This is a genomic window from Micromonospora cynarisoli, assembly GCF_030518815.1.
In the GTDB taxonomy this organism is placed as follows: Bacteria; Actinomycetota; Actinomycetes; order Mycobacteriales; family Micromonosporaceae; genus Micromonospora; species Micromonospora wenchangensis.
In genome coordinates this window covers 1,184,261-1,204,001 of sequence record NZ_CP130426.1, presented here as the reverse complement: position 1 = coordinate 1,204,001, position 19,741 = coordinate 1,184,261, and the positions used below count along the sequence as shown (strand labels likewise).

Genomic DNA, 19,741 nt, shown 5'->3' with positions numbered 1-19,741 from the left:
CCCGCTCAGCCGGGCACCCGCCCGGCGACGAAAGTCCTGCGGTACACCTGTGGCGACACCCCACTGAGCCGCTTGAACTGGACCCGGAAGTGCGCCGGTGAGGCGAAACCCACGAGGTGGGCGATCCGGTCGACGCCGTGGTCGGTGCGTTCCAGCAGCTCCTGCGCCCGGCGGACACGCACGGCGGCGACCCACTGCATCGGGGTACGGCCGGTCTCCTCGTGGAAACGGCGATTGAGCGTACGCACGCTGAGCCCGGCGCGGGCGGCCACGTCGGCCAGGGTCAGCCGCCCGTCCGCGTGCGACTCCAACCATTCCAGGACCGGGCCGAGACCCGCCGCGCCGGGGCCCACGCCGGGGCGCACGATGAACTGCGCCTGCCCCCCGTCGCGGTGCAGCGGGGCCACGGCCTGCCGGGACGCGTCGGCGGCGACCGCGGCACCGTGGTCACGGCGGACCAGGTGCAGGCACATGTCCACGCCTGCGGTGGCCCCGGCGGAGGTGACGAACTGGCCGGTGTCGACGTACAGCACCTCCGGGTCCACCCGGACGGCCGGGTACGTCGCCTGGAACAGCTCGGCGGCGGCCCAGTGCGTGGTGGCCCGCCGGCCGTCGAGCAACCCGGCGGCGGCCAGGGTGAACGCCCCCACGCAGATCGAGCCGACACGGACGCCGGCGGCAGCGGCGGCCCGCAGCGCGTCCAGCACCGCACCGGGCACCGGCGCGGCCGGGTCGTACCGGCCGGGCACGATGACGGTGTCGGCGTCGGCGAGCGCGTCGAGGCCGTGGTCGACGGCCAGCCGCAGCGGGCCGGCGTCGACGACCGGCTCGCTGCCGCAGACCAGCACCCGGTAGCCGGCCCGGCCGCCCGGCAACCGCACCCGGCCCAGCACCTCGATCGGGGTGGCCAGGTCGAAGGCGATCGTGCCCGGGAGCGCCAGGACCAGCACGGTGTGCACAGCGGCACCTCCTCGGGAGCGGCGACGTGCGGCAGGAAACAGTCGGACGATGGCAATCCTGCCACTGGCCGGGTCAGGCGGTGAGGTCGAGGATCGGTGGCATGTTGGTACAGATCGTGTTGTTCGACGGGTTCGACCCGCTCGACGTCATCGCGCCCTTCGAGATCCTCGCCGCCGGCGGCGACACCGTCGGGGGCGCCCTGACGGTGGAACTCGTCTCGGCAGAGGGCCCGAGGGAGGTGGTCAGCGGCACCCGGGGACTGACGCTGCGGGCGACCGCGCCGCTGGACCCGACCCGGTCGGGCTACGTCGTGGTGCCCGGTGCCAGCGGTCCGAGCACCGGCGACCCCGACGAGGGCGTGGTGACCATCCCCGTGCTCCTGGCCCGGGTCGCCGACTCGGCGGCCGTACCGCTGCTGCGCGCCGCCCTCGACAACCCCGACGTGACGGTGGCGGCCGTCTGCGGCGGGTCGCTCGCCCTGGCCATGGCCGGCCTGATCGAGGGCCGCCACGCGGTGACCCACCACCTCGGCATGGACGTGCTCGACGCCACCGGCGTACACGCGGTGCCGGCGCGGGTCGTCGACGACGGCGACCTCGTCACCGCGGGCGGCGTCACCTCCGGCCTGGACCTCGGGCTGCACATCCTGGAACGGGAGTTCGGCCCCCGGGTCGCGCACGCCGTGGAACACCTCTTCGAATACGAGCGACGCGGCACCGTGTGGCGTGCCGCCGGCGCCCTACCGGTCACGGTCTGAGGGGGAACGGTGACACACCCCGTCATCGGCACCTGGGACGTCAGCCTGAAGACCCCCGTCGGCACGCTCCGCGCCACCTACGTCTTCCACGACACCGACGGGGTGCCCACCGGCACCGCGTCGTCAGCCACGGAGACCGTGGCGCTGGTGGCGGTGACCTGTGCCGACGCCCGCGTGACGTGGCGACAGTCGGTGACCCGTCCGATGCGCCTGCACCTCGACTTCGACGTGGTGGTGGACGGCGACACCCTGGCCGGTCACTCCCGCGCGGGTCGGCTGCCCCGCACCGTGGTCACCGGCACCCGCCGCCCACCCGCCCAGGTCACCCGCCCCGCCCGGTAGGTTGCCGCAGGTGCCGATCCGGGTGCTGCTCCACCCGGGCACACGACGGGACGGGCGCTCGACCCGGGGACGGAGATCCCGAGCTGCCGGCGTGAGGAAGGATCGGGGTATGCAGAGCTTCCTGACCCCGGAGCAGGTCGCCCGCCGTACCCGGCGCGCGGTCGACGCGGCCGTTCACGCCGGACGTGCACGGGGACTCGACGTGACCGACGCCCGCGTGCTCTACGAAGCCTTCTCCGTGGTCGTGCACCTGGCGCCGGCGCCGGTCGTGGCCCGGGTGCCCACGGTCCTGCCGGGCTATGCGGACCTCGACAGCGTGTCCGGTCGACAGCGGGCGGAACTGGACGTGACGGGATGGCTCGCGGAGCGGGGCGTGCCGGTCATTCCGCCCAGCTCCCTCGTGCCCCGAGAACCCGTCCGGCACGACGGCTTCTCGATGACGTTCTGGCAGTTGATCGAGCTGGCCCCTGCCGGAGAACCTGACTACGTGGCGAACTGCGGCCTCGTACCCGAACTGCACGCCGCCCTGCGCGACTATCCGGGTGAGTTGTCGTTTCTGTCCGCCGCCGAACCCCGGTTCGTCGAGGACGGCCTCGTCGCGCTCGACGGCCAGCCCGACCTCATCGCCCCGGCGGACCTGGACCGCGCCCGCCGGGAATGGCAGGTGCTGGCACCACTCGTGCGCTCCCGCGAGTTGTTCGAGGAGACGTTTCCCGGGATCGACCTCCAACCCGTCCACGGAGACTCGCCGGTCGTGAACATGGTCGCCGGGGTGGACGGGTACCGCTACGCCGACTTCGAGATGGTGACGCTCGGACCCGTCGAGTGGGACGTCGTCGGCGTCGGCCCGGAGGGGGAAGCCGCCTACCGGCGTGCGGCGCAGCGCCGGAGCATGCGACAGCTCGACGAGGACGTGCTCCGCTTCGTGACGGCGGTGGGGATGCTGCGGGGCGTCGCCTGTCTCGCCCTGGCCCCCCAGTTGCCGATGTTGGCGGACGCCCTCGGCGGCATGCTCGACCAGTGGCGGTCGACGCCGTTCGCCGGAGGGCTCGGCTAGCGGGTGGCAACGAGCCGAGTGATCCTGCTCCGCTGGTTGTCGTGTTTCTGACGCGACGGCGGTCGCCATCGATGCAGATGGCGACGTGCGCTCGCTCTCCGGTATCGCTGACCGTGCGAAAGCGCAGGTACACGACGACTGCAGCGGTGTTCCCCTCGGCCGTTCACGGGCGAGGGCAGTGCCGTGGCATGGTGTTGCCCGACCGGTCATCGATCAGGTTGTGATCAGGCCATGCCCGTCGCGGCGGAAGCGTCAGGCGCCGCGACTCCGTTGTATGTCAGTCGGGATAGCCGGCGGAGTAGGTGGCGTCCACCAGTTCCTGAAGATGGCGTACCACGTCGGGCTTGTCCTCGCTGTCCGGCAGTTCGTGGTTGCCGGCGGTCACCAGATCGCGTCGCCAATGACTGACGATCTCTGCTTGCGCGTCTGGTGGCAACTCGTGGACCCAGATCGAGCCGAGGTTGTTGTCGACGACCTCTTGGAGTTGGTCGGCGACCTGCCTGTCGGAGAGCCTCGAGACGAGGAACTCCAGCGTCCAGTCGAACAGACCGCCGGTCGCCGTCCAATCGACGCCGGGCTTCAGCACGATGAGGCCAGCCATCATTTCCCCACAATGAACACTCGCGGGCCCAGGCCGCGATCAGCTATGAACCGCTCGATCGTAGCGATCTGCTCCGCTGAGAACCGCGAAACGTCGATCGGTACGAGGTCGGCCTTGGTCAGGTGTCGCTCGATCTGGTACTGCAATTGAGGCCACTGCTGGTCGAAGTAATGGCCCGGAAAGTTACCGACCGCATCATAGGTTCTGCCGTTGCTGTCGACCCAGTCGGCGGACGAGTTCTGCGGCGCCCGGGTCAGCGTCACGTTCAGTTCTCGCTCCAGCCGGGCTGCTGTTTCGGTCTCACCGGGCCGGAACCTGCCCGTGGCCGGATCCATGCCGAGCTGACGGAGCCGTTGGTCCTCATCGAGACGCGGTGGATCGGCACGGCGAGGAGGCTCGGCAGGCGACGTACTCCTTCCGTTAGCTGGGCCGCCGTTGCGAAGCCGGCTGAGGAGTTGCTTGAGTTTCTCGACGAGGTCGCCGAGGCGGCGTAGTTCCGGCAGCAACCGCCGCAGGCTGGCCAGCAACCCGCGCAGCAGTCGCGCGATCCGCGCCGCCCACGAGCCCACCAGCGTGGTCACCTGCTCCACCACCCACGGCGTGGCGAGCCCGCCGGTGGCGAGCAGCTCGCCCGCGTACACGATGAGGCGGGAGACGCAGGCGGCGACGGCGTCGCGGACGAGGAGCCGGACGGCGGCGACGAGGCCGGCGGCGCCCTCGGTGGCGGCGGCGAGGGTGTCGGCGCCCTGGGCGAGGCCGGTGACCGCCCGGTGTTGCTCGGCGGCCCAGGCCCGGTAGGCGGTGCCGGCGCTGCCGCCCCAGCCGGCGACCTCGGTACGCACCGCGTGGGTCAGTTCGGCGGCGTCCTGCCGGAGGGCTGCGGCGACGTTGCGCCAGGTCTGGGCGTGGGCGGTGATCTGGGCGGGGTCACCGGCGAGCCAGTCCAGGGCCTCGCTGAGCGGCCTGACGTGTTCGATGAGCCAGGCGATGCCGTACTGGAGCAGCGCGCCGACCGGGTCGGAGACGAGGGCGAGGGCGTCCAGGCCGGCGCTGACCACGCCGAGGCTGCCGTCGATCCAGCTGCCGGTGCGGACGCCCTGGGCGATGAGTTCGATGTCCTCGCAGATCCAGATCCCGGCCCACGCGCCGGGGCCGGCGTCCGACGCCGAGGCGACCAGCGGGTTGCCGGTCACCGACCGTCCCGTATCCGGTCGAGGTGCCGGGCGGCCCGGGTGTCGGCGGCCCGGTAGCCCGCGGCGCTGGACCGCAGCTTCACGGCGGTGTCACGGACCGATCCGGCGGCGGTGCCGACGCCGTCGACCAGGGTCTGCTGGAGGCCGTCGAGCAGCGCCGGCATGATCGCGCAGAGTTGCCCGTACGCGTCGGCGTCGAGTCGGACGTGTCGGCCGGCCCGGCCGGCGGTGTCGAGGCTGTCGGCGCAGCGGTCGAGGTGGGCGGCGTGCCGGTTCAGGTCGTCCGGGTCGACCCGGATGCCGTCACCGGTGGGCATCCGGCGTGTCCGGCCCGGCGTCGAGTCGCCGCCGGTGGGACTCGATGATCGCCTGGGTGGCCGGGTCGTCGACGCCGAGGGCCCGGGTGGTGGCCTCGGTGAGTTGCCGCAGCAGGTCGGTGCGGGCGGCCCGGGTGGTCGCCATGATCTGCCGGGCGGTGTGGGCCGCGGACTGCTGTCGGGTCTGTTCGTCGAGCCGCAGGTCGACCAGCAGGCCGGTGGAGTCGACGGTGACCTCGATGGTGCGGTCGGAACTGTGTGCGGTGCCGGTCAACGCCTGCGCCCGGGCCGACAGGGCCCGCGCCCGTTCCGCCTGCCCGACGAGCGACGACTCCCACTCGTCGAGCCGGCGTGCGGTGGCGTCCAGCGCCGTCTCGTCCGCCCACATCCGACCCTCCCCAGGGGACAGTGGCCCCGACGCCACCTCGCCCGGTGGTGTCGGCCCGCCGTGGTCGACCGACCCGACGTCACCGACACGGTAGCAACCGGTTACTCCCGGCATTGTCCCGTCAGGGAGGGAACCCGGCGGCCGGCGATGTGGGGGTTCGCCCGCCCTGTCGCCGCCTCTCGGAGGAAGGCGGTCCCCGGGGGTTGCCGGCCGGCCCCCGACCGTCCATGATGCTCACAGCGTGTGTCGGCAAAGGTGCCCTCGGTAGTCGCGCTTCTTGATCGAAGGGAATCCCGCGTGAACTGGATCGCCCGGACGGGCCTGCTGCTGCGGCGGCGGGGCCCGGGAACGACCACCCCCCTGCGCACCGTCCTGGCCACCCTCGCCGTCCTGGTCGCGGGGGTGGCCGCCACGTTCACCGTCGCCACACCGGCCAGCGCCGCGACGACGACGATCTGCAAGAGTTCACCAATCCCCGCCGGCTACGTGATCGTCGCCGAGGGCTCGTCGGCGTCCTGCCCCTACAGCTTCCCGAACACGTGGACCATCACCACGCCGTCGACCACCTCGACCACCGTGGTGTGCAAGGTCTCCACCATCCCGACCGGGTACGTGATCGTAGCGGAGGGCTCGTCGGCGTCCTGCCCGTACAGCTTCCCCAACACCTGGACGATCCGCATCCCACCCACCGGTTCGGCGAGCGTGGTGTGCAAGGCGGCGACCCTGCCGACCGGGTTCGTGATCGTTGCGGAGGGCTCGTCGGCGTCCTGCCCGTACAGCTTCCCGAACACGTGGACCATCACCACCCCGTCCACCACGGGCATCACCACGATCTGCTCGGTGTCGCCCATTCCGGCCGGCTACGTCGTGGTGGGCACCGGGTCGTCGGCGTCCTGCCCGTACAGCTTCCCGAACACCCGCAGCATCAAGCTGCCCTGACCTCCGGGGCGGCACCGCCGGCCGGTGGTGGCCCAGCTCACCGCCGATGTCAGGCGCGGACGTCGCATCGGCCCGGCCCGGGTGCGTAGAGTTCCCGGGTCGGGCCGGCGGTCGGCCCCGGGCGCGAGGGCGGGACGATAGCGGACATGACGGTGCACAACGTCGGACAACCGGCCCCCGACGCCGGCACCCCGGGTGTCGACCAGGGCGACCTGGCGGCCGCGCTGCGGGTCTTCGCGGCGCTGGAGTCGCTGCCCAGCGACCACCCGGACGTGGTGCGGGTGCAGCGGGCCACCGCGCGGCTGTTCAAGATGGTGAAGCAGCGGCGACGCGAGGAGCGGCGGGACGCCGTCCTGGCGCACGACCGGGCCGTGACGGCAGCCACCGCCACCGGCGCCCCGGGACGGATCGACGACGAGACCAGAGGCATCCCGCTGGCCTCACCCACCGCCGGCGACACCGCCGGGACGCTGATCAACCCGCGCGGCTGCTACATCTGCAAGACCCGGTACCGCCAGGTGGACGCGTTCTACCACCAGCTCTGCCCCGACTGCGCCACCGTCAACCGGGAACGCCGCGACGCACGGTGCGACCTGACCGGGCGGCGGGCCCTGCTCACCGGGGGCCGCGCCAAGATCGGCATGTACATCGCGCTGCGCCTGCTGCGCGACGGCGCGCACACCACGATCACCACCCGGTTCCCGCACGACGCGGTCCGCCGGTTCACCGCCATGCCCGACAGCGCCGACTGGCTGCACCGGCTGCGCGTGGTCGGGATCGATCTGCGCGACCCCGCCCAGGTGGTGGCGCTCGCCGACTCGGTCGCCGCGCAGGGCCCGCTGGACATCCTGATCAACAACGCCGCGCAGACCGTACGCCGCACCCCCGGCGCGTACGCCCACCTGGTCGCCGCCGAGTCGGCGGCGCTGCCCGACGGGCCGCTGCCGGAACTGCTCACCTTCACCGGCGGCCGGGGCGTCACCCTGGCGCTGCCCGAGGGCACGCTACCGACAACGTCCACCATCGCCCCGCACGCCCTCACCGCGCTGGCGTTGACCGGCCGGTCCGCGACGCCGGAGCGGATCGCCGCCGCCACCGCCGTCGACGCCGGCGGGCTCGCCCCCGACCTCGGGGACACCAACAGTTGGGTGCAGCGGGTGCACGAGGTCGACCCGGTCGAGCTGCTTGAGGTGCAGCTGTGCAACGTGACGGCCCCCTTCGTGCTGGTCAGCCGGCTCCGGCCGGCGTTGGCCGCCGCACCGACCGGGCGGGCGTACGTGGTGAACGTGTCGGCGATGGAGGGGCAGTTCGCCCGGGGCTACAAGGGGGCGGGGCACCCGCACACCAACATGGCGAAGGCGGCGCTGAACATGCTCACCCGCACCAGCGCCGAGGACATGCGTGCCGACGGCATCCTGATGACCAGCGTCGACACCGGGTGGATCACCGACGAGCGCCCGCACCCGACGAAGATGCGCCTCGCCGACGAGGGGTTCCACGCCCCGCTGGACCTGGTCGACGGCGCCGCCCGGGTGTACGACCCGATCGTCCGTGGCGAGCGGGGCGAGGAACTGTACGGCTGCTTCCTGAAGGACTACACCCCCTGCGCCTGGTGAACGGCGTGGGTGGCCTGCGCGGTCAGGCCACCCGGGGGACCGGCAGCATGCCCCGGTGGGCGGTGCCCGAGATGTCGCCGGTCTGCTCGACGGCAGGTGCCCGGGGCGCGACCCGGGCGGCGGCCCCGGTGGGGGTGGGTGGCCCGCCGGCGGCCGGGACGGCCGGCAGCACCGTGGTCGGGGTGAGCGACGCCTCCACCTCGGCCAGCACGGTGCGCAGCCGGGACACGTCCTCGACGGTCATCCGGAACGACCCCCGGCAGGTCGTGCCGCTCCACAGGGACAGCACCACCGCACCCCGCTCCGGGTGGTAGCTGACCCGCATCGTCCGTTCGTCGCCCCGAGTGTCGGTGAACAGGTCACCGAAGCTGGGCATCGGCAGTACCTCTCCCATCGACCCAGCATGCCCCGGCCGATGATGCCGTGGAAGCCCCGACGGATCAGTCCGGCAATCGGGGCATCTCCAGACCGGGGCGACGGCCGAGCAGGGCGGCCCGGGTCAGCGCCGCCGCGCCGAACCGGTCCCGGACGGCATCGACGGCGGTGTCCAGCTCGACGTCCCGGTCGGGGGTGAACGGCAGTTCGGGCTGGACCGGTGCGTCGTCGAGGTTGCCCACCGCCACCCCGACCAGGGTGATCCCCCGCCGGGCCAGCTCGGGCTGGGCGGCCCGCAGCAGCGACCGGGCGGCGGCCAGCAGCGACGCCGTACGGTCGGTGGCCCGGCGCAGCGTCCGCGACCGGGTGGCCGCGGTGTAGTCGGCGAACCGCAGCCGCAGGGTCACCGTCCGGCCGGCCCGGCCGGCGGCCCGCATCCGGCGGGCCACCCGGTCGACCAGCCCGGCCAGCGTAGCGTCGACGTCGGCGGGGGAGTGCGGCCCGGCCCCCAGGGCGTGCTGCGCGCCCATCGAGGACCGGCGCCGGCCCACCTGCACCGGCCGGGGGTCGCGGTTGTGGGCCAGCGCGTGCAGGTGCCGGCCCGCGCCCGCGCCGAGCAGCGACTCCAGGGCCGGGACGTCGAGGCGGGCCACCTGGCCGACGGTGTGCACGCCCCGGGCGCGCAGCTTCGCCGCGGTGACCGGGCCGACGCCCCAGAGCCGTTCCACCGGCAGCGGGTGCAGGAACGCCAGTTCGCCGTCGGGCGGCACCTCCAGCAGCCCGTCCGGCTTGGCCACGCCGCTGGCGACCTTGGCGAGGAACTTGGTCCGGGCCACCCCGACGGTGATCGGCAGCCCAACCTGGTCGCGGACCGTGTGGCGCAGCCGGGTGGCGATCTGCACGGGCGGCCCGCACAGCCGGCGCAGCCCACCCACGTCGAGGAACGCCTCGTCGATGGAGAGCCCCTCCACCCAGGGGGTGGTGTCCCGGAAGATGGCGAAAACGGCCCGGCTCGCCGCCGTGTACGCGGCCATCCTCGGCGGCACCACTACCGCTCCGGGGCAGAGCCGTCGGGCCTGCCGGCCACCCATCGCGCTCTGCACCCCGTACGCCTTCGCCTCGTAGCTGGCGGCCAGCACCACCCCGCCGCCGACGATCACCGGCCGGCCGCGCAGGCGGGGGTCGTCCCGCTGCTCGACCGAGGCGTAGAAGGCGTCCAGGATGCTGGCTCCGGTCGACACCGACCCATGCTCGCACACATGTTCTAAAAGGTGTGCTGAGCTGCCGGAATCATGGTCAGCCCTGGGCGGTGGCCGACGGGAGGGCGCTGCCGCCCCGGGGGGCCTCGCCGGCCATCAGCCGGGCGATCGCGGCCCGGTCGGCGGCCGACGGCAGCCCCCACCGCGGCTGGTAGCCGTACACCTCCCGCAGTGGCCGGGCCGAGGTCCGCCCGTCGAGGATCTCGACGGCGTCGGTGTCGATCAGCCCCGGGTGCTCGACGCCGCACGCCTCGGCGACCTTGACCAGGTCACGGCGCAGGGTACCGATGTAGTTCGCCGCCCGCACCGACTTGCGGGCCGGGTCCAGGCCCCGGGCCAGCCAGGCGTTCTGGGTGGCCACGCCGGTGGGGCAGGTGTCGGTGTGGCACTTCTGCGCCTGGATGCAGCCGATCGCCAGCATCGCCTCCCGGCCCACGTTCACCAGGTCGCAGCCGAGCGCGAAGGCCACCACGGCGTTGTCCGGCAGGCCCAGTTTGCCCGCGCCGACGAAGACGGTCTGCTCGTGCAGTCCCCGCTCGGCGAAGGTGCGGTAGACCCGGGCGAAGCCCTGCTGGAACGGCAGCGACACCGAGTCGGTGAAGATCAACGGCGCGGCGCCGGTGCCGCCCTCGCCGCCGTCGACGGTGACGAAGTCGACGCCCCGGCCGGTGTCACGCATCAGTGTGGTCAGCTCCTCCCAGAACCCCAGGTCGCCGACGGCGGACTTGATGCCGACGGGCAGTCCGGTCTCGGCGGCCAGCAGCTCCACCCAGTCCAGCAGGCTGTCGCAGTCGGAGAACTCGGCGTGCCGCGACGGGCTCACGCAGTCCTGCCCGGGGGTGATGCCCCGGGTGGCGGCGATCTCGGCGGACACCTTCGCTCCGGGCAGCAGCCCGCCCAGGCTGGGCTTCGCGCCCTGGCTGAGCTTGATCTCCAGGGCCCGGACCGGTGCGCCGGCGACCAGGTCGCGCAGCCGGGCGAGGTCGAACCGGCCCTGGGCGTCCCGGCAGCCGAAGTACGCCGTGCCGAGCTGGAAGACCAGTTCCCCGCCGTGCCTGTGGTACGGCGACAGCCCGCCCTCGCCGGTGTTCTGCAGGCAGCCGGCCAGCGCCGCCCCCTGGTTGAGGGCGGACACCGCGTTGCCGGACAGCGAGCCGAAGCTCATCCCGGAGATGTTGACCACCGACCCGGGGCGGAACGCCTTCGCCCGTCCGCGTGGCCCACCGAGCACCTTGGCCGCCGGCAGCCGTACGTCGTGCCCGGCCCTCGGGTGTGACGGCGGGACGGTCGGGGCGAAGGTGCGGTGCTTGATGATCGGGTAGCCGGGGCTGCGTTCGACGTCGTTGTCGGTGCCGAACCCGAAGTAGTTGTTCTCCTGCTTGGCCGAGGCGTAAATCCACCGTCGCTGGTCCCGGGTGAACGGTCGTTCCTCGTCGTTGCCGGCGACGATGTACTGCCGCAGCTCCGGGCCGATCGCCTCCAGCAGGTACCGGGCCCGTCCGACGAGCGGGAAGTTGCGCAGCAGCGCATGGTCTCGTTGGAGGACGTCCCGGGCGGCGAGGCCGGCGACGGCGGCGGCGATCACGGGTACGGTGCGGCGGGCCCACGTCATGCCGGCCACACTCCCCGCTGCCGCCGGCGCCCAAACAGGGTGCCCGTGTGGCGTGTGGTCAGTGCCGCAGCGACTGCCGCACGATGCCGCCGACCAGGGCGCACCAGGTGCTGGTGGAGACCCTGCCCGTGCGGGGCAGCCCGTGCAGTGCCTGGAGGTCCTGCACGGCGCGGCGGGTGGCCGGGTCGTAGCTGCCGGTGACGGTGACCTCGGCGTAGCCCTTCCAGTTCAGGATGAACTGCACCGCCTGCACCGGCAGGCCGGTGGCGTCGCGGTCCAGTTCGGGCGCGAGGGTCTCCCAGGTGGGGGCGGTCAGGGTGGCGTCGACGTCGACCGGGATGCCGTTGCGGGCCTGCCAGTCGCCGACCGCGGCGACGGTGGCGGCGTCGAACGTGCCGGTCGGGGTGACCGGGTAGCCCCGGTGGGCCAGCAGGTACTGGGCGACCTGGACGCCTGGGGCGTTGACGAAGCGCCACAGGTCGGGCCAGCGGCGCTCCGGCACGTCGACCGGGCGGGTGCCGAGCCGGCGGAACACCTCCCGGCGCAGGCCGGGGAAGAGGCGGTAGAACTGCGCGCCGGGGCAGAGCGTGGCGCGGAAGTCCCAGTGGCCGAAGATGTCGTGGGCGTGCAGGCCGTACTGCCGGCAGATGGTGGTGCAGAGCCGGACCAGGGAGTCGAGCAGTGCCCGGGGCGGGGTGTCGGTGACGTAGGTGCCCTCGTTCTCGATGCCGATGGCCCGGCCGTTCTCGCCGGGGCAGTGCGCCGAGATCATCTGCCGGTCGCCGGCCCGCAGCCGCTCCAGGCTGCCGTGTCGTCCCTCCAGGACGTACCCGCCCCGGCTGACGGTGAAGTGCTGGCCGGTGTCGGACCAGCCGTTGCCGTCCATGTGCAGGTCCTGGCAGTCGTGGGCCAGGGTGACCGCCTGCTCACGGGAGTAGTCGGTGACGTTCGGGAAGGCCATGTGGTGCACGATGATCTTGTTGGTGGGAATGGTGCTGACCGACAGCGGGTCGGCCGGCGGGCGGGCGTCCCACTCGTCGCAGCCGATGATCCAGTCCAGGTCCGCGCCGGGGGCGGCGGCCCGGGCGGCGTCCGGCAGGGCCAGTTCGGACCCGACGACCGCGACGGTGGCCGCGCCGAGGCCGGCCCGCAGCAGCGTACGACGGTCGAGTGCGGGGCGTGCGACGGGCATGGCATCTCCTCGGCGGCCGGCGACGGCACTGGCGACGAACGTGAAAACTAGCTCCAGCTATTCCGCGTGAGATGGAGGATATTGCCATCTCTGCGGTCGGCGCTAGAGGGCGTCATCGATCGATTCTGCCCATCGTCGCGGCGCGCCGGGCAGAACCGTCCGAATCTCCTGCCGTCGGGGGATGGTGCCGGGTCGGCCGCTCAGCCGGCGGCGGCGAAGCCGTCCAGGGCGGCCAGCACGTGCCGCCGGGTCTCCACCGTGCCGAAGTGCCCCGCCCCCTCGACCACGTGCAGGCGCGAATCCGGCCAGGCCCGGTGCAACTCCCAGGCGGTGGTGAGCGGGCTGCCCAGATCGACCCGGCCGTGGATCAGCACCCCCGGGATGCCGGCGAGCCGGTCGGCCCGCCGGATCAGCTCGCCCTCGGTCAGCCAGGCCCCCTGGGAGAAGTAGTGCGCGCAGATCCGCACCATCGCGGTCCGCTCGGCCGACGGGCGGTCACCGTACGGGTTGCCCACCCCCTCGGCGGAGACCACCGCGTCCTCCCAGGCGCACCAGTCGCGCACCGCCCGCTCGCGGACCTCCGGGTCGGGGTCCTCCACCAGCCGGGCGTACGCGCCGACCACGTCGTCGTCCGGGCCGACGCCGCCGCCGACGAGGAACCGTTCCCACTCGCGGGGGAAGTACCTGCCGACGCCCCGGTAGAGCCAGTCGATCTCCGACCGGCGACTGGTGGTGACCGCCCCGATCACGATCGCCGACACCCGCTGCGGGTGCCGCTGCGCGTACGCCAGCAGCAGCGTCGAGCCCCACGAGCCGCCGTAGAGCAGCCACCGCTCGACGCCCAGGTGCTCGCGCAGCCGTTCCATGTCGGCGACCAGGTGCGCGGTGGTGTTGTGCCGCAGGTCGGTGGCCGGGTCGGCGGCGTGCGGGGTGCTGCGTCCACAGTTGCGCTGGTCGAACAGGACCACCCGGTAGCGGCCGGGGTCGAAGTACCGCCGGGCCCACGGGCCGCAGCCCGAGCCGGGTCCACCGTGCACCACCAGCGCCGGCCGGCCCGCCGGGTTGCCGCAGACCTCCCAGTAGACCTCGTTGCCGTCGCCGACGTCGAGCATGCCCTGGTCGTACGGTTCGATCGGCGGGTACCGCTCGTCCATCGGTGGACCTCCCCGGGGGTCGCAAAATACAACAGCGCTGTTACATTACGGCATGCCCGACGAAGCGTCCGACCCCGCACTGCTCGGCACCCGGCTGCGGCACCTGCTGGAACTGCTCGACGGCGACGTCGCCGCCGGCTACACCGACCTCGGGCTGCCCGGCTTCCGCCCCCGCTACACCCCGGTGCTGATCGCCCTGGACCGGCTCGGCCCGGTGCCGATCCGTACCCTGGCCGGGGCGACCGGGGTGACCCACTCCGCCGCCAGCCAGACGATCGCCCGGATGGCGGCCGACGGGCTGGTCACCCTCGCCCCCGGCGTCGACGCCCGGCACCGCGTCGTCACCCCCACCGACCGGGCCCGCGACCTGCTGCCCGTCCTGCACGCCGAGTACGCCGCCACCGCAACCGCCGCCCGCCGGTTCGAGGCGGAACTGGCCTACCCGCTGAGCCGCCTCGTCGACGAGGCCCTGGTCGCGCTGCGGCGGCGGTCGATGCGGCAACGCGTCGCCGACGTCGCCCCGCCGCCCGCCCGCCCGACCGGCCGCGACCCGGGCGGGCGGAACTGATCTCCGCGGACGGACGTCCGGAGGCGAGGAAACAACCGTTGCGCCGATGGACCGCAGCTCGCCCCGGGTAAGAATGATCAGTGTGGCCCTGACCTGTGACCAGTCCCGGCGGACCGGAAAGGCCGGCGGGTGACCGGCGACTGGCGGTTGTCCGGCTACACCCCGGTACGGCAGCTCGGCACGGGCGCGTCCGGCCGGGTGCTGCTCGCCATCCACGACGCCACCGGCACCCCGGTCGCCATCCGCTACCTCACCCCGTCCCTCGGCGACGACCCCGCCTTCCGGATGGCCTTCCGGGAGCAGGCACGACTGCTGGTCGACGTGGACGATCCGCACGTCTGCCGGCTCTTCGAGTACGCCGAGTCGCACTCCGCCGCCGCGATCGTCGCCGAGTTGGTCAACGGGGTGGCGCTGCGCCACCTGCTGCGCGCGCACGGCCCGGTCCCGCCGGAGGCCGCGCTCTGCGTCCTCAAGGGTTCGCTCGCCGGGCTCGCCGCCGCGCACGAGCGGGGTGTGGTGCACGGCGACCACCGGCCGGAGAACGTCCTGGTCACCCCGGACGGGCGGTGCAAGCTCACCGACCTCGCCATCGTCCTGCCCACCGGCACCGGCCGCCGGCTGGCCCCCGAACAGTGGACCGGCGCCCCCGCCGAGCCGGCCGGCGACATCTACGCCGCCACCGCCACGTTCGTCGAGTGCCTCACCGGGCGACCCCCCTACGACGGGCGGGACCCGGCGACCCTGCGTGCCCAGCACAGCGCCGCGCCGGTCCCGGAGGCTTCGACCCCGGCACCCGTGCACGACCTGCTCCGGCACGGGCTGGCCTGGTGCCCCGCCGACCGTACCCAGCCCGCCGAGATCTTCCTCACCGAGCTGGAGCACACCGCCGCCCGCTCGTACGGCGGGGACTGGGAGGCCCGCGGCCGGCGTCAGCTCGCCCAGCGGGTCGCGCTGCTCGCCGCGTCCCTCCCACTGCCCGACGGGGCACCCGGAGCCGGCGAGACGACGGACGCCCCCGACGCCGGGCCCCACCCGGCCCACCGGCGCGGCGGCCTGCGCAGCGTCCTGGTCGGGGTGGGCCTGACCGCCACCCTGCTGGTCGGCGTCGTCGCGCTGGGCGTCGCCGCCCGCCGCTCCGGTCCGCTCACCCTCGCCGACGGTGCCGCCGGGCCGGGAGCGACCGCCGCCACCACCCGCAGCCCCGCGCCGCTGGCCGCCGCGCCGGCCATCACCGTCGTGCCGGCGGAGCCGAGCCGCAGCCCCACCCCGGCGGCGAGCACCACCGGTGCGCCCCCCGCCACCGCCCCGGCCCGGTCCGCCGCCGCGACCACCACCCGGGTACGCACCCCGAGCCCCGCGCCGCCGACGACACCGAACACCCCGCTCCTGCCGCCGGACGTGTCGCCGCCGACCGTGTCCACCCCCGACGTCACCCCGACCACCGTGGAGCCGCAGGGCTGCCCCGACGCGGTCACCGCGACCACCGTCACCGCGACGGTCGTCGACGACCGGGCCGCCGGTGACCTGCTCCGGGTGGTGTTCCGGTACACCCTCGACGGTGCCACCCGGACCGTCGGCATGGACCAGACCGCGCCCGACGTCTTCCAGGGCACCCTCGGTGACCTGCCGGTACCCTCGGCGACGACCCGGATCCCGATCCAGGTCGTCGCCGTCGACGACGCCGGCAACGCCTCGACGCCCACCGGCCCGATCGTGGTGTCCCTGCTGCCCGCCTGCACGTCGGGCTGACCGGCCGGCCCCGCCGGGTTTCCGGCGACCGGGTCGGGGGTAGCTTCGGGGGCCGACCGAGCTGACGGTGGAGGACCACGGATGACAGACAAAATCAGCGACGCGGTGGGCGACGCCCTGCGGGCGGTGATGCTCTTCCTGCCCAAGGCGGTCGCCTTCGTGGCGATCCTGATGGCCGGCTGGCTGGTCGCCAAGGCCGTCCGCAGGATCGTCGACAAGGTGCTGGAACGGGTGCACTTCGACCGGGCCGTCGAACGCGGCGGCATCAAGACGGCGCTGGCCCGTTCCCGCTACGACGCCAGTGACATCGTCGCCAAGCTCGCCTACTACGGGGTGCTGCTGGTGACCCTCCAGCTCGCCTTCGGCATCTGGGGCCCCAGCCCGATCTCCGACCTCATCGCCGGCGTGATCGCCTGGCTGCCCCGGGCGTTCGTCGCGATCGTCATCGTGGTCGTCGCCGCCGCGATAGCCAACGCGGTCAAGGACATCATCAGCAGCGCGCTCGGCGGCCTCTCCTACGGCCGGGTGCTGGCCAACATCGCCTCGGTGTTCATCCTCGGCTTGGGCGTGATCGCCGCGCTCAACCAGATCGGCGTCGCCACCGCGGTCACCACGCCGGTGCTGGTCGCCGTGCTCGCCACCGTCGGCGGCATCCTCGTCGTCGGGGTCGGCGGCGGGCTGGTCCGCCCGATGCAGGCCCGCTGGGAGTCCTGGCTGACCCGCGCCGAGCAGGAGTCACGCACCATCGCCACCCACGCCCGCGCCTACCAGGCCGGCCGGCGCGACGTCGAGGCCCGGCTGGACCCGTACGCGGAGGCCGAACGCACCCAGCCGGTGCCCGCCACCACCGTCACGCCCGCGCCGGTCCCCACCACGGCCGCCCCGGCGGCGACGGTGGACGACGACGCCGAACGTACCCAGGTGGTGACCCGCCCCGACGACGTCGAGGCGACCCAGATCGTGCCGCGCCAGGCCGGACCGGCCGACGGGGCCGCCACCGACAGCGAGGCCACCATGGTCATCCCTCCGCTGGACCCGGACACCTCCCGCCGGTGACCGCACCGCGCGACGGGGCGGACGCCTCACCAGGCGCCGCCCCGCCGCCTGGTGACACCGCGCCGGGGCGGCGCCGCCGTCCGCCGCCGGCTAGCATCGGGCATATGACCTGGCGATGGTGATCCGGCACTGAAGGCCGAAACCGTGGACCGCCACGGACGCCGTACCTTCCGCGTCCGTTCCGTCCCCGGGAAAGGCCCTGATGAACCCCCTCTCCGCGCGGGTGCCCGACACCCGTCTCCGCCGGCTGTCCGCCACGCTCTACGGCTACCTGTTCCTCAGCGATCTCGTCCTGCTCTACCCGGTGTACGTCCTGCTGTTCAGCGACACCGGGCTCACCGTCGGGCAGATCTCCGCGCTCTTCGTGATCTGGTCGGTGACCGCGATCGTGCTGGAGGTCCCCTCCGGGGCCTGGGCCGACACCGTCTCCCGACGCCTGCTGCTCTGCCTCGCGCCGCTGCTCACCGGGGTCTGCTTCGCCCTGTGGGTGCTGGCCGGCTCGTGGTGGGCGTTCGCGCTCGGCTTCGTCCTCTGGGGAGCCGGCGGCGCGCTCGGCTCCGGCGCCCTGGAGGCGTTGGTCTACACCGAACTCGACCGGCTCGGCGCGGCCGGCCGCTACGCCCGCACGATGGGTCGGGGCCGCACCGCCGGGGTGCTCGGGGTGCTCGCCTCGCTGGGCCTGGCCGGACCGGTCCTCGCCGCCGGCGGATACCTGGCGGTCGGTGCGGCGAGCGTGCTGTCCGCCGTCCTCGCTGCCGCCGTCGCCACCCGCTTCCCGGAACACCGGCCCGCCGTGCCGGCCCCGCCGCCACCCCCCGCGTCTCCCGACGCGCCGGCCGGGCCGGGCTGGTGGGCGAGTCTGCGTGCCGGCCTCGCCGAGGCCCGCGCCGACCGACGGGTACGGGCGGCAGTGCTGCTCGTCCCGGCGGTGACGGCGGTCTGGGGCACCCTCGACGAGTACGCCCCGCTGCTGGCCCGCGACACCGGCGTCGCGGCGTCCACCGTGCCGCTGCTGCTCCTGCCGGTCTGGCTCGGGATGACCGTCGGCGGCCTGCTCGCCCCGACGGCGGAACGCCTGACCACCCGCGGGTACGCGGCACTGCTCGCCCTCGCCGCCGTCGCCCTGGCCGCCGGGGCCGCCGTCCGTCAGCCGGGGGGCTTCCTGCTGCTCGGGGTGGCGTTCTGCGCCCTGCAACTCGCCACCGTGCTCGCCGACGCCCGCCTCCAGGACCGGATCACCGGCCCGGGACGGGCCACCGTCACCTCAGTCGCGGGCATGGGCACCGACCTGGCCGCGATCGTGGTCTACGCCGGGTACGCGCTGGTCGCCGCGCCCGGCGGGCACCCGGTGGCGTTCGTGGCGGCGGCGGTGCCGTACCTGCTGGTGGCCGGGGCGCTGGCGGTGCCGGGGAGCGGGCGGCGGCACCGCATCGCCCGACGACACCGGCGGCGCGGTGAACCGGCCCCGTGCGGGCGGTGCCCGGATCAGTCCGGCAGCGCGTCGAGGTAGACCCAGGTGCCGTCCTCGCGGACGAACCGGCTGTGCTCCGCCATCGTGCCGGGCTGTCCGGCATCGCGGTAGTGGGCGCGGAACGTCACCGTGCCGGTGGTGTCCAGCAGGCCGCCGCGCGTGCTGTCGACGATCTCCAACCGGGTCCACCGGGTGGCGGGGTCGAGGTGCAGCCGGCGTGGCCGGGTCGTGGAGTGCCAGCTGCGCAGCAGGTAGTCGCTGTCGCCGACGGCGAAGGCGCTGAACCGGGAGCGCATCAACGCCTGCGCCGTCGGGGCCGTGCCGTCGCCGGCGTGCAGCGGCCCGCAGCAGTCGGCGTACGGCAGGCCGGTGCCGCAGGGGCAGGGCCGGCGGGATGCGTGTTTCGCCACCCGTCCATCCTGCCGCAACCGCCGGACGGGCCGACCCAGGGTCGGCCCGTCCGGGTGCGGCGGTCAGGAGGCGTAGCCGCGGGTGGCGATCCAGTCGCCGAGGTCGTCGACGGTGATGCGGTAGGAGGCGGTGTCCGGGTTGGCGGAGTCGGCGATGGTGACGGTCCTGCCGGCGTCGTGGTAGCCGGTGACGCTGATGTAGTGGCCACCCTCGAAGGAGTGGGTGTTGCCGTCGGTGTCGGTGGCGGTGCCGGCGATGTTGGCGACCACGGCGCGGCCGTCGTCGATGGCGCGGACGATGTCGGCGCGCAACGTGTCGGTCTGCTTGTCGTCGGCCTTGCTGCTGCGGATCTCGGTGCTGCGGTAGGCGTCGCGGCCGGTCTCCCGGTTGAGCACCGGGGTGATGTCGTTGATGCTGTCGGTGCCGTCCTCGGTGGTGCGCATGTGCTTGGCCATGGTGTCCACGTCGATGTTCTTGCCCTGGACGCTGAGCGCGTTACGGGCGGCGGCCGGGCCGCAGTAGTAGAAGTTGGGCTGCGCCTCGTAGTCGACCTTCAGCTCGCGCTCGCCGGTCGGCCGACGGTCGGCCTGGAGGGCGGCGGGGCGGTCGGTCCCGGCGGCGTGGGCGGCGATCGCGGGGCCGGCGACGCCACCGGCGGTGGCGGCCAGGCCGGCGACGGTCAGGGCGGTCTTGCGCAGGATGTCGGTACGCACGGGGATGCTCC

Annotated in this window: 21 protein-coding genes; 9 read left to right on the top strand and 12 right to left on the bottom strand. The window is 73.8% G+C overall.

Features of this window, described 5'->3' with window-relative positions:
- Positions 1-5: 5 nt before the first annotated feature.
- The gene (locus tag Q2K16_RS04980) at positions 6-959 is read right to left on the bottom strand and encodes a GlxA family transcriptional regulator (RefSeq protein ID WP_302743825.1); all 954 of its coding nucleotides are present in this window, start codon (positions 957-959) and stop codon (positions 6-8) included.
- A gap of 101 nt (positions 960-1,060) precedes the next feature.
- Here Q2K16_RS04980 and Q2K16_RS04975 point away from each other — a divergent pair, with 101 nt between their 5' ends.
- The 3 genes from Q2K16_RS04975 to Q2K16_RS04965 all read left to right on the top strand — a co-directional run bounded on the left by Q2K16_RS04975 (position 1,061) and on the right by Q2K16_RS04965 (position 3,116).
- A complete protein-coding gene (locus Q2K16_RS04975; RefSeq protein WP_302743824.1) occupies positions 1,061-1,717 on the top strand; it encodes a DJ-1/PfpI family protein in 657 nt (218 codons plus the stop codon).
- A 9-nt stretch (positions 1,718-1,726) separates the two neighbouring features.
- Positions 1,727-2,059 carry a hypothetical protein gene (locus Q2K16_RS04970; RefSeq protein WP_302743823.1) on the top strand — a complete coding sequence of 111 codons (333 nt, stop codon included), beginning with the start codon at positions 1,727-1,729 and terminating at the stop codon, positions 2,057-2,059.
- Positions 2,060-2,168: 109 nt separating this feature from the next.
- The gene (locus Q2K16_RS04965; RefSeq protein ID WP_302743822.1) at positions 2,169-3,116 is read left to right on the top strand and encodes a hypothetical protein; all 948 of its coding nucleotides are present in this window, start codon (positions 2,169-2,171) and stop codon (positions 3,114-3,116) included.
- 277 nt (positions 3,117-3,393) lie between these two features.
- On the opposite strand, the gene Q2K16_RS04960 is transcribed toward Q2K16_RS04965, so the two are convergent.
- The 4 genes from Q2K16_RS04960 to Q2K16_RS04945 are packed head-to-tail and all read right to left on the bottom strand — an operon-like array spanning position 3,394 to position 5,615.
- Positions 3,394-3,720 carry a hypothetical protein gene (locus Q2K16_RS04960; protein ID WP_302743820.1) on the bottom strand — a complete coding sequence of 109 codons (327 nt, stop codon included), beginning with the start codon at positions 3,718-3,720 and terminating at the stop codon, positions 3,394-3,396.
- Positions 3,717-4,910 (bottom strand): WXG100-like domain-containing protein, encoded by a 1,194-nt coding sequence (locus tag Q2K16_RS04955; protein ID WP_302743819.1) that lies wholly within the window; start codon positions 4,908-4,910, stop codon positions 3,717-3,719. Before Q2K16_RS04955 ends, Q2K16_RS04960 begins: the two co-directional genes overlap by 4 nt.
- Positions 4,907-5,227, bottom strand: a complete 321-nt coding sequence (locus Q2K16_RS04950; protein WP_302743818.1) for a type VII secretion target — start codon at positions 5,225-5,227, stop codon at positions 4,907-4,909. The genes Q2K16_RS04955 and Q2K16_RS04950 overlap by 4 nt, the downstream gene beginning before the upstream one ends.
- Positions 5,214-5,615, bottom strand: coding sequence for a YbaB/EbfC family DNA-binding protein (locus Q2K16_RS04945; protein ID WP_302743816.1), 402 nt, complete (start codon positions 5,613-5,615; stop codon positions 5,214-5,216). The genes Q2K16_RS04950 and Q2K16_RS04945 overlap by 14 nt, the downstream gene beginning before the upstream one ends.
- A 297-nt stretch (positions 5,616-5,912) precedes the next feature.
- On the opposite strand from Q2K16_RS04945, the gene Q2K16_RS04940 reads away from it, so the two are divergent.
- Together Q2K16_RS04940 and Q2K16_RS04935 are read left to right on the top strand one after the other, a co-directional pair.
- The gene (locus Q2K16_RS04940; RefSeq protein ID WP_302743815.1) at positions 5,913-6,554 is read left to right on the top strand and encodes a hypothetical protein; all 642 of its coding nucleotides are present in this window, start codon (positions 5,913-5,915) and stop codon (positions 6,552-6,554) included.
- A gap of 146 nt (positions 6,555-6,700) precedes the next feature.
- Entirely contained in the window at positions 6,701-8,170 is a 1,470-nt protein-coding gene (locus Q2K16_RS04935; protein ID WP_302743814.1) for an SDR family oxidoreductase, read from the top strand.
- A 22-nt stretch (positions 8,171-8,192) separates the two neighbouring features.
- Here the strand turns inward: Q2K16_RS04935 and Q2K16_RS04930 are convergent, their stop codons facing one another.
- The 5 genes from Q2K16_RS04930 to pip all read right to left on the bottom strand — a co-directional run bounded on the left by Q2K16_RS04930 (position 8,193) and on the right by pip (position 13,762).
- Positions 8,193-8,564 (bottom strand): hypothetical protein, encoded by a 372-nt coding sequence (locus tag Q2K16_RS04930; protein WP_302743813.1) that lies wholly within the window; start codon positions 8,562-8,564, stop codon positions 8,193-8,195.
- A 46-nt stretch (positions 8,565-8,610) separates the two neighbouring features.
- A complete protein-coding gene (dinB, locus tag Q2K16_RS04925; protein ID WP_302743812.1) occupies positions 8,611-9,786 on the bottom strand; it encodes a DNA polymerase IV in 1,176 nt (391 codons plus the stop codon).
- Positions 9,787-9,841: 55 nt separating this feature from the next.
- Positions 9,842-11,416, bottom strand: coding sequence for an FMN-binding glutamate synthase family protein (locus Q2K16_RS04920; RefSeq protein ID WP_302743811.1), 1,575 nt, complete (start codon positions 11,414-11,416; stop codon positions 9,842-9,844).
- 58 nt (positions 11,417-11,474) lie between these two features.
- Positions 11,475-12,608 carry a peptidoglycan recognition protein family protein gene (locus tag Q2K16_RS04915; RefSeq protein WP_302743809.1) on the bottom strand — a complete coding sequence of 378 codons (1,134 nt, stop codon included), beginning with the start codon at positions 12,606-12,608 and terminating at the stop codon, positions 11,475-11,477.
- Positions 12,609-12,808: 200 nt separating this feature from the next.
- The gene (gene pip / locus Q2K16_RS04910; protein ID WP_302743808.1) at positions 12,809-13,762 is read right to left on the bottom strand and encodes a prolyl aminopeptidase; all 954 of its coding nucleotides are present in this window, start codon (positions 13,760-13,762) and stop codon (positions 12,809-12,811) included.
- A 52-nt stretch (positions 13,763-13,814) separates the two neighbouring features.
- Here pip and Q2K16_RS04905 point away from each other — a divergent pair, with 52 nt between their 5' ends.
- The 4 genes from Q2K16_RS04905 (at position 13,815) to Q2K16_RS04890 (ending at position 18,645) form a co-directional block, all read left to right on the top strand.
- Positions 13,815-14,330, top strand: a complete 516-nt coding sequence (locus Q2K16_RS04905) for a MarR family winged helix-turn-helix transcriptional regulator (RefSeq protein ID WP_302743806.1) — start codon at positions 13,815-13,817, stop codon at positions 14,328-14,330.
- A 129-nt stretch (positions 14,331-14,459) separates the two neighbouring features.
- A complete protein-coding gene (locus tag Q2K16_RS04900; RefSeq protein ID WP_302743804.1) occupies positions 14,460-16,079 on the top strand; it encodes a serine/threonine-protein kinase in 1,620 nt (539 codons plus the stop codon).
- Between the two features lie 81 nt (positions 16,080-16,160).
- A complete protein-coding gene (locus tag Q2K16_RS04895) occupies positions 16,161-17,135 on the top strand; it encodes a mechanosensitive ion channel family protein (protein ID WP_302743802.1) in 975 nt (324 codons plus the stop codon).
- Positions 17,136-17,337: 202 nt separating this feature from the next.
- Positions 17,338-18,645: an MFS transporter gene (locus Q2K16_RS04890; protein ID WP_302743801.1), complete on the top strand. Its 1,308-nt coding sequence runs from the start codon at positions 17,338-17,340 to the stop codon at positions 18,643-18,645.
- On the opposite strand, the gene Q2K16_RS04885 is transcribed toward Q2K16_RS04890, so the two are convergent.
- Entirely contained in the window at positions 18,621-19,016 is a 396-nt protein-coding gene (locus tag Q2K16_RS04885) for a YchJ family protein (protein WP_302743800.1), read from the bottom strand. The genes Q2K16_RS04890 and Q2K16_RS04885 overlap by 25 nt on opposite strands.
- Before the next feature lie 63 nt (positions 19,017-19,079).
- A complete protein-coding gene (locus tag Q2K16_RS04880) occupies positions 19,080-19,730 on the bottom strand; it encodes a C39 family peptidase (RefSeq protein ID WP_302743799.1) in 651 nt (216 codons plus the stop codon).
- Positions 19,731-19,741 lie beyond the last annotated feature (11 nt).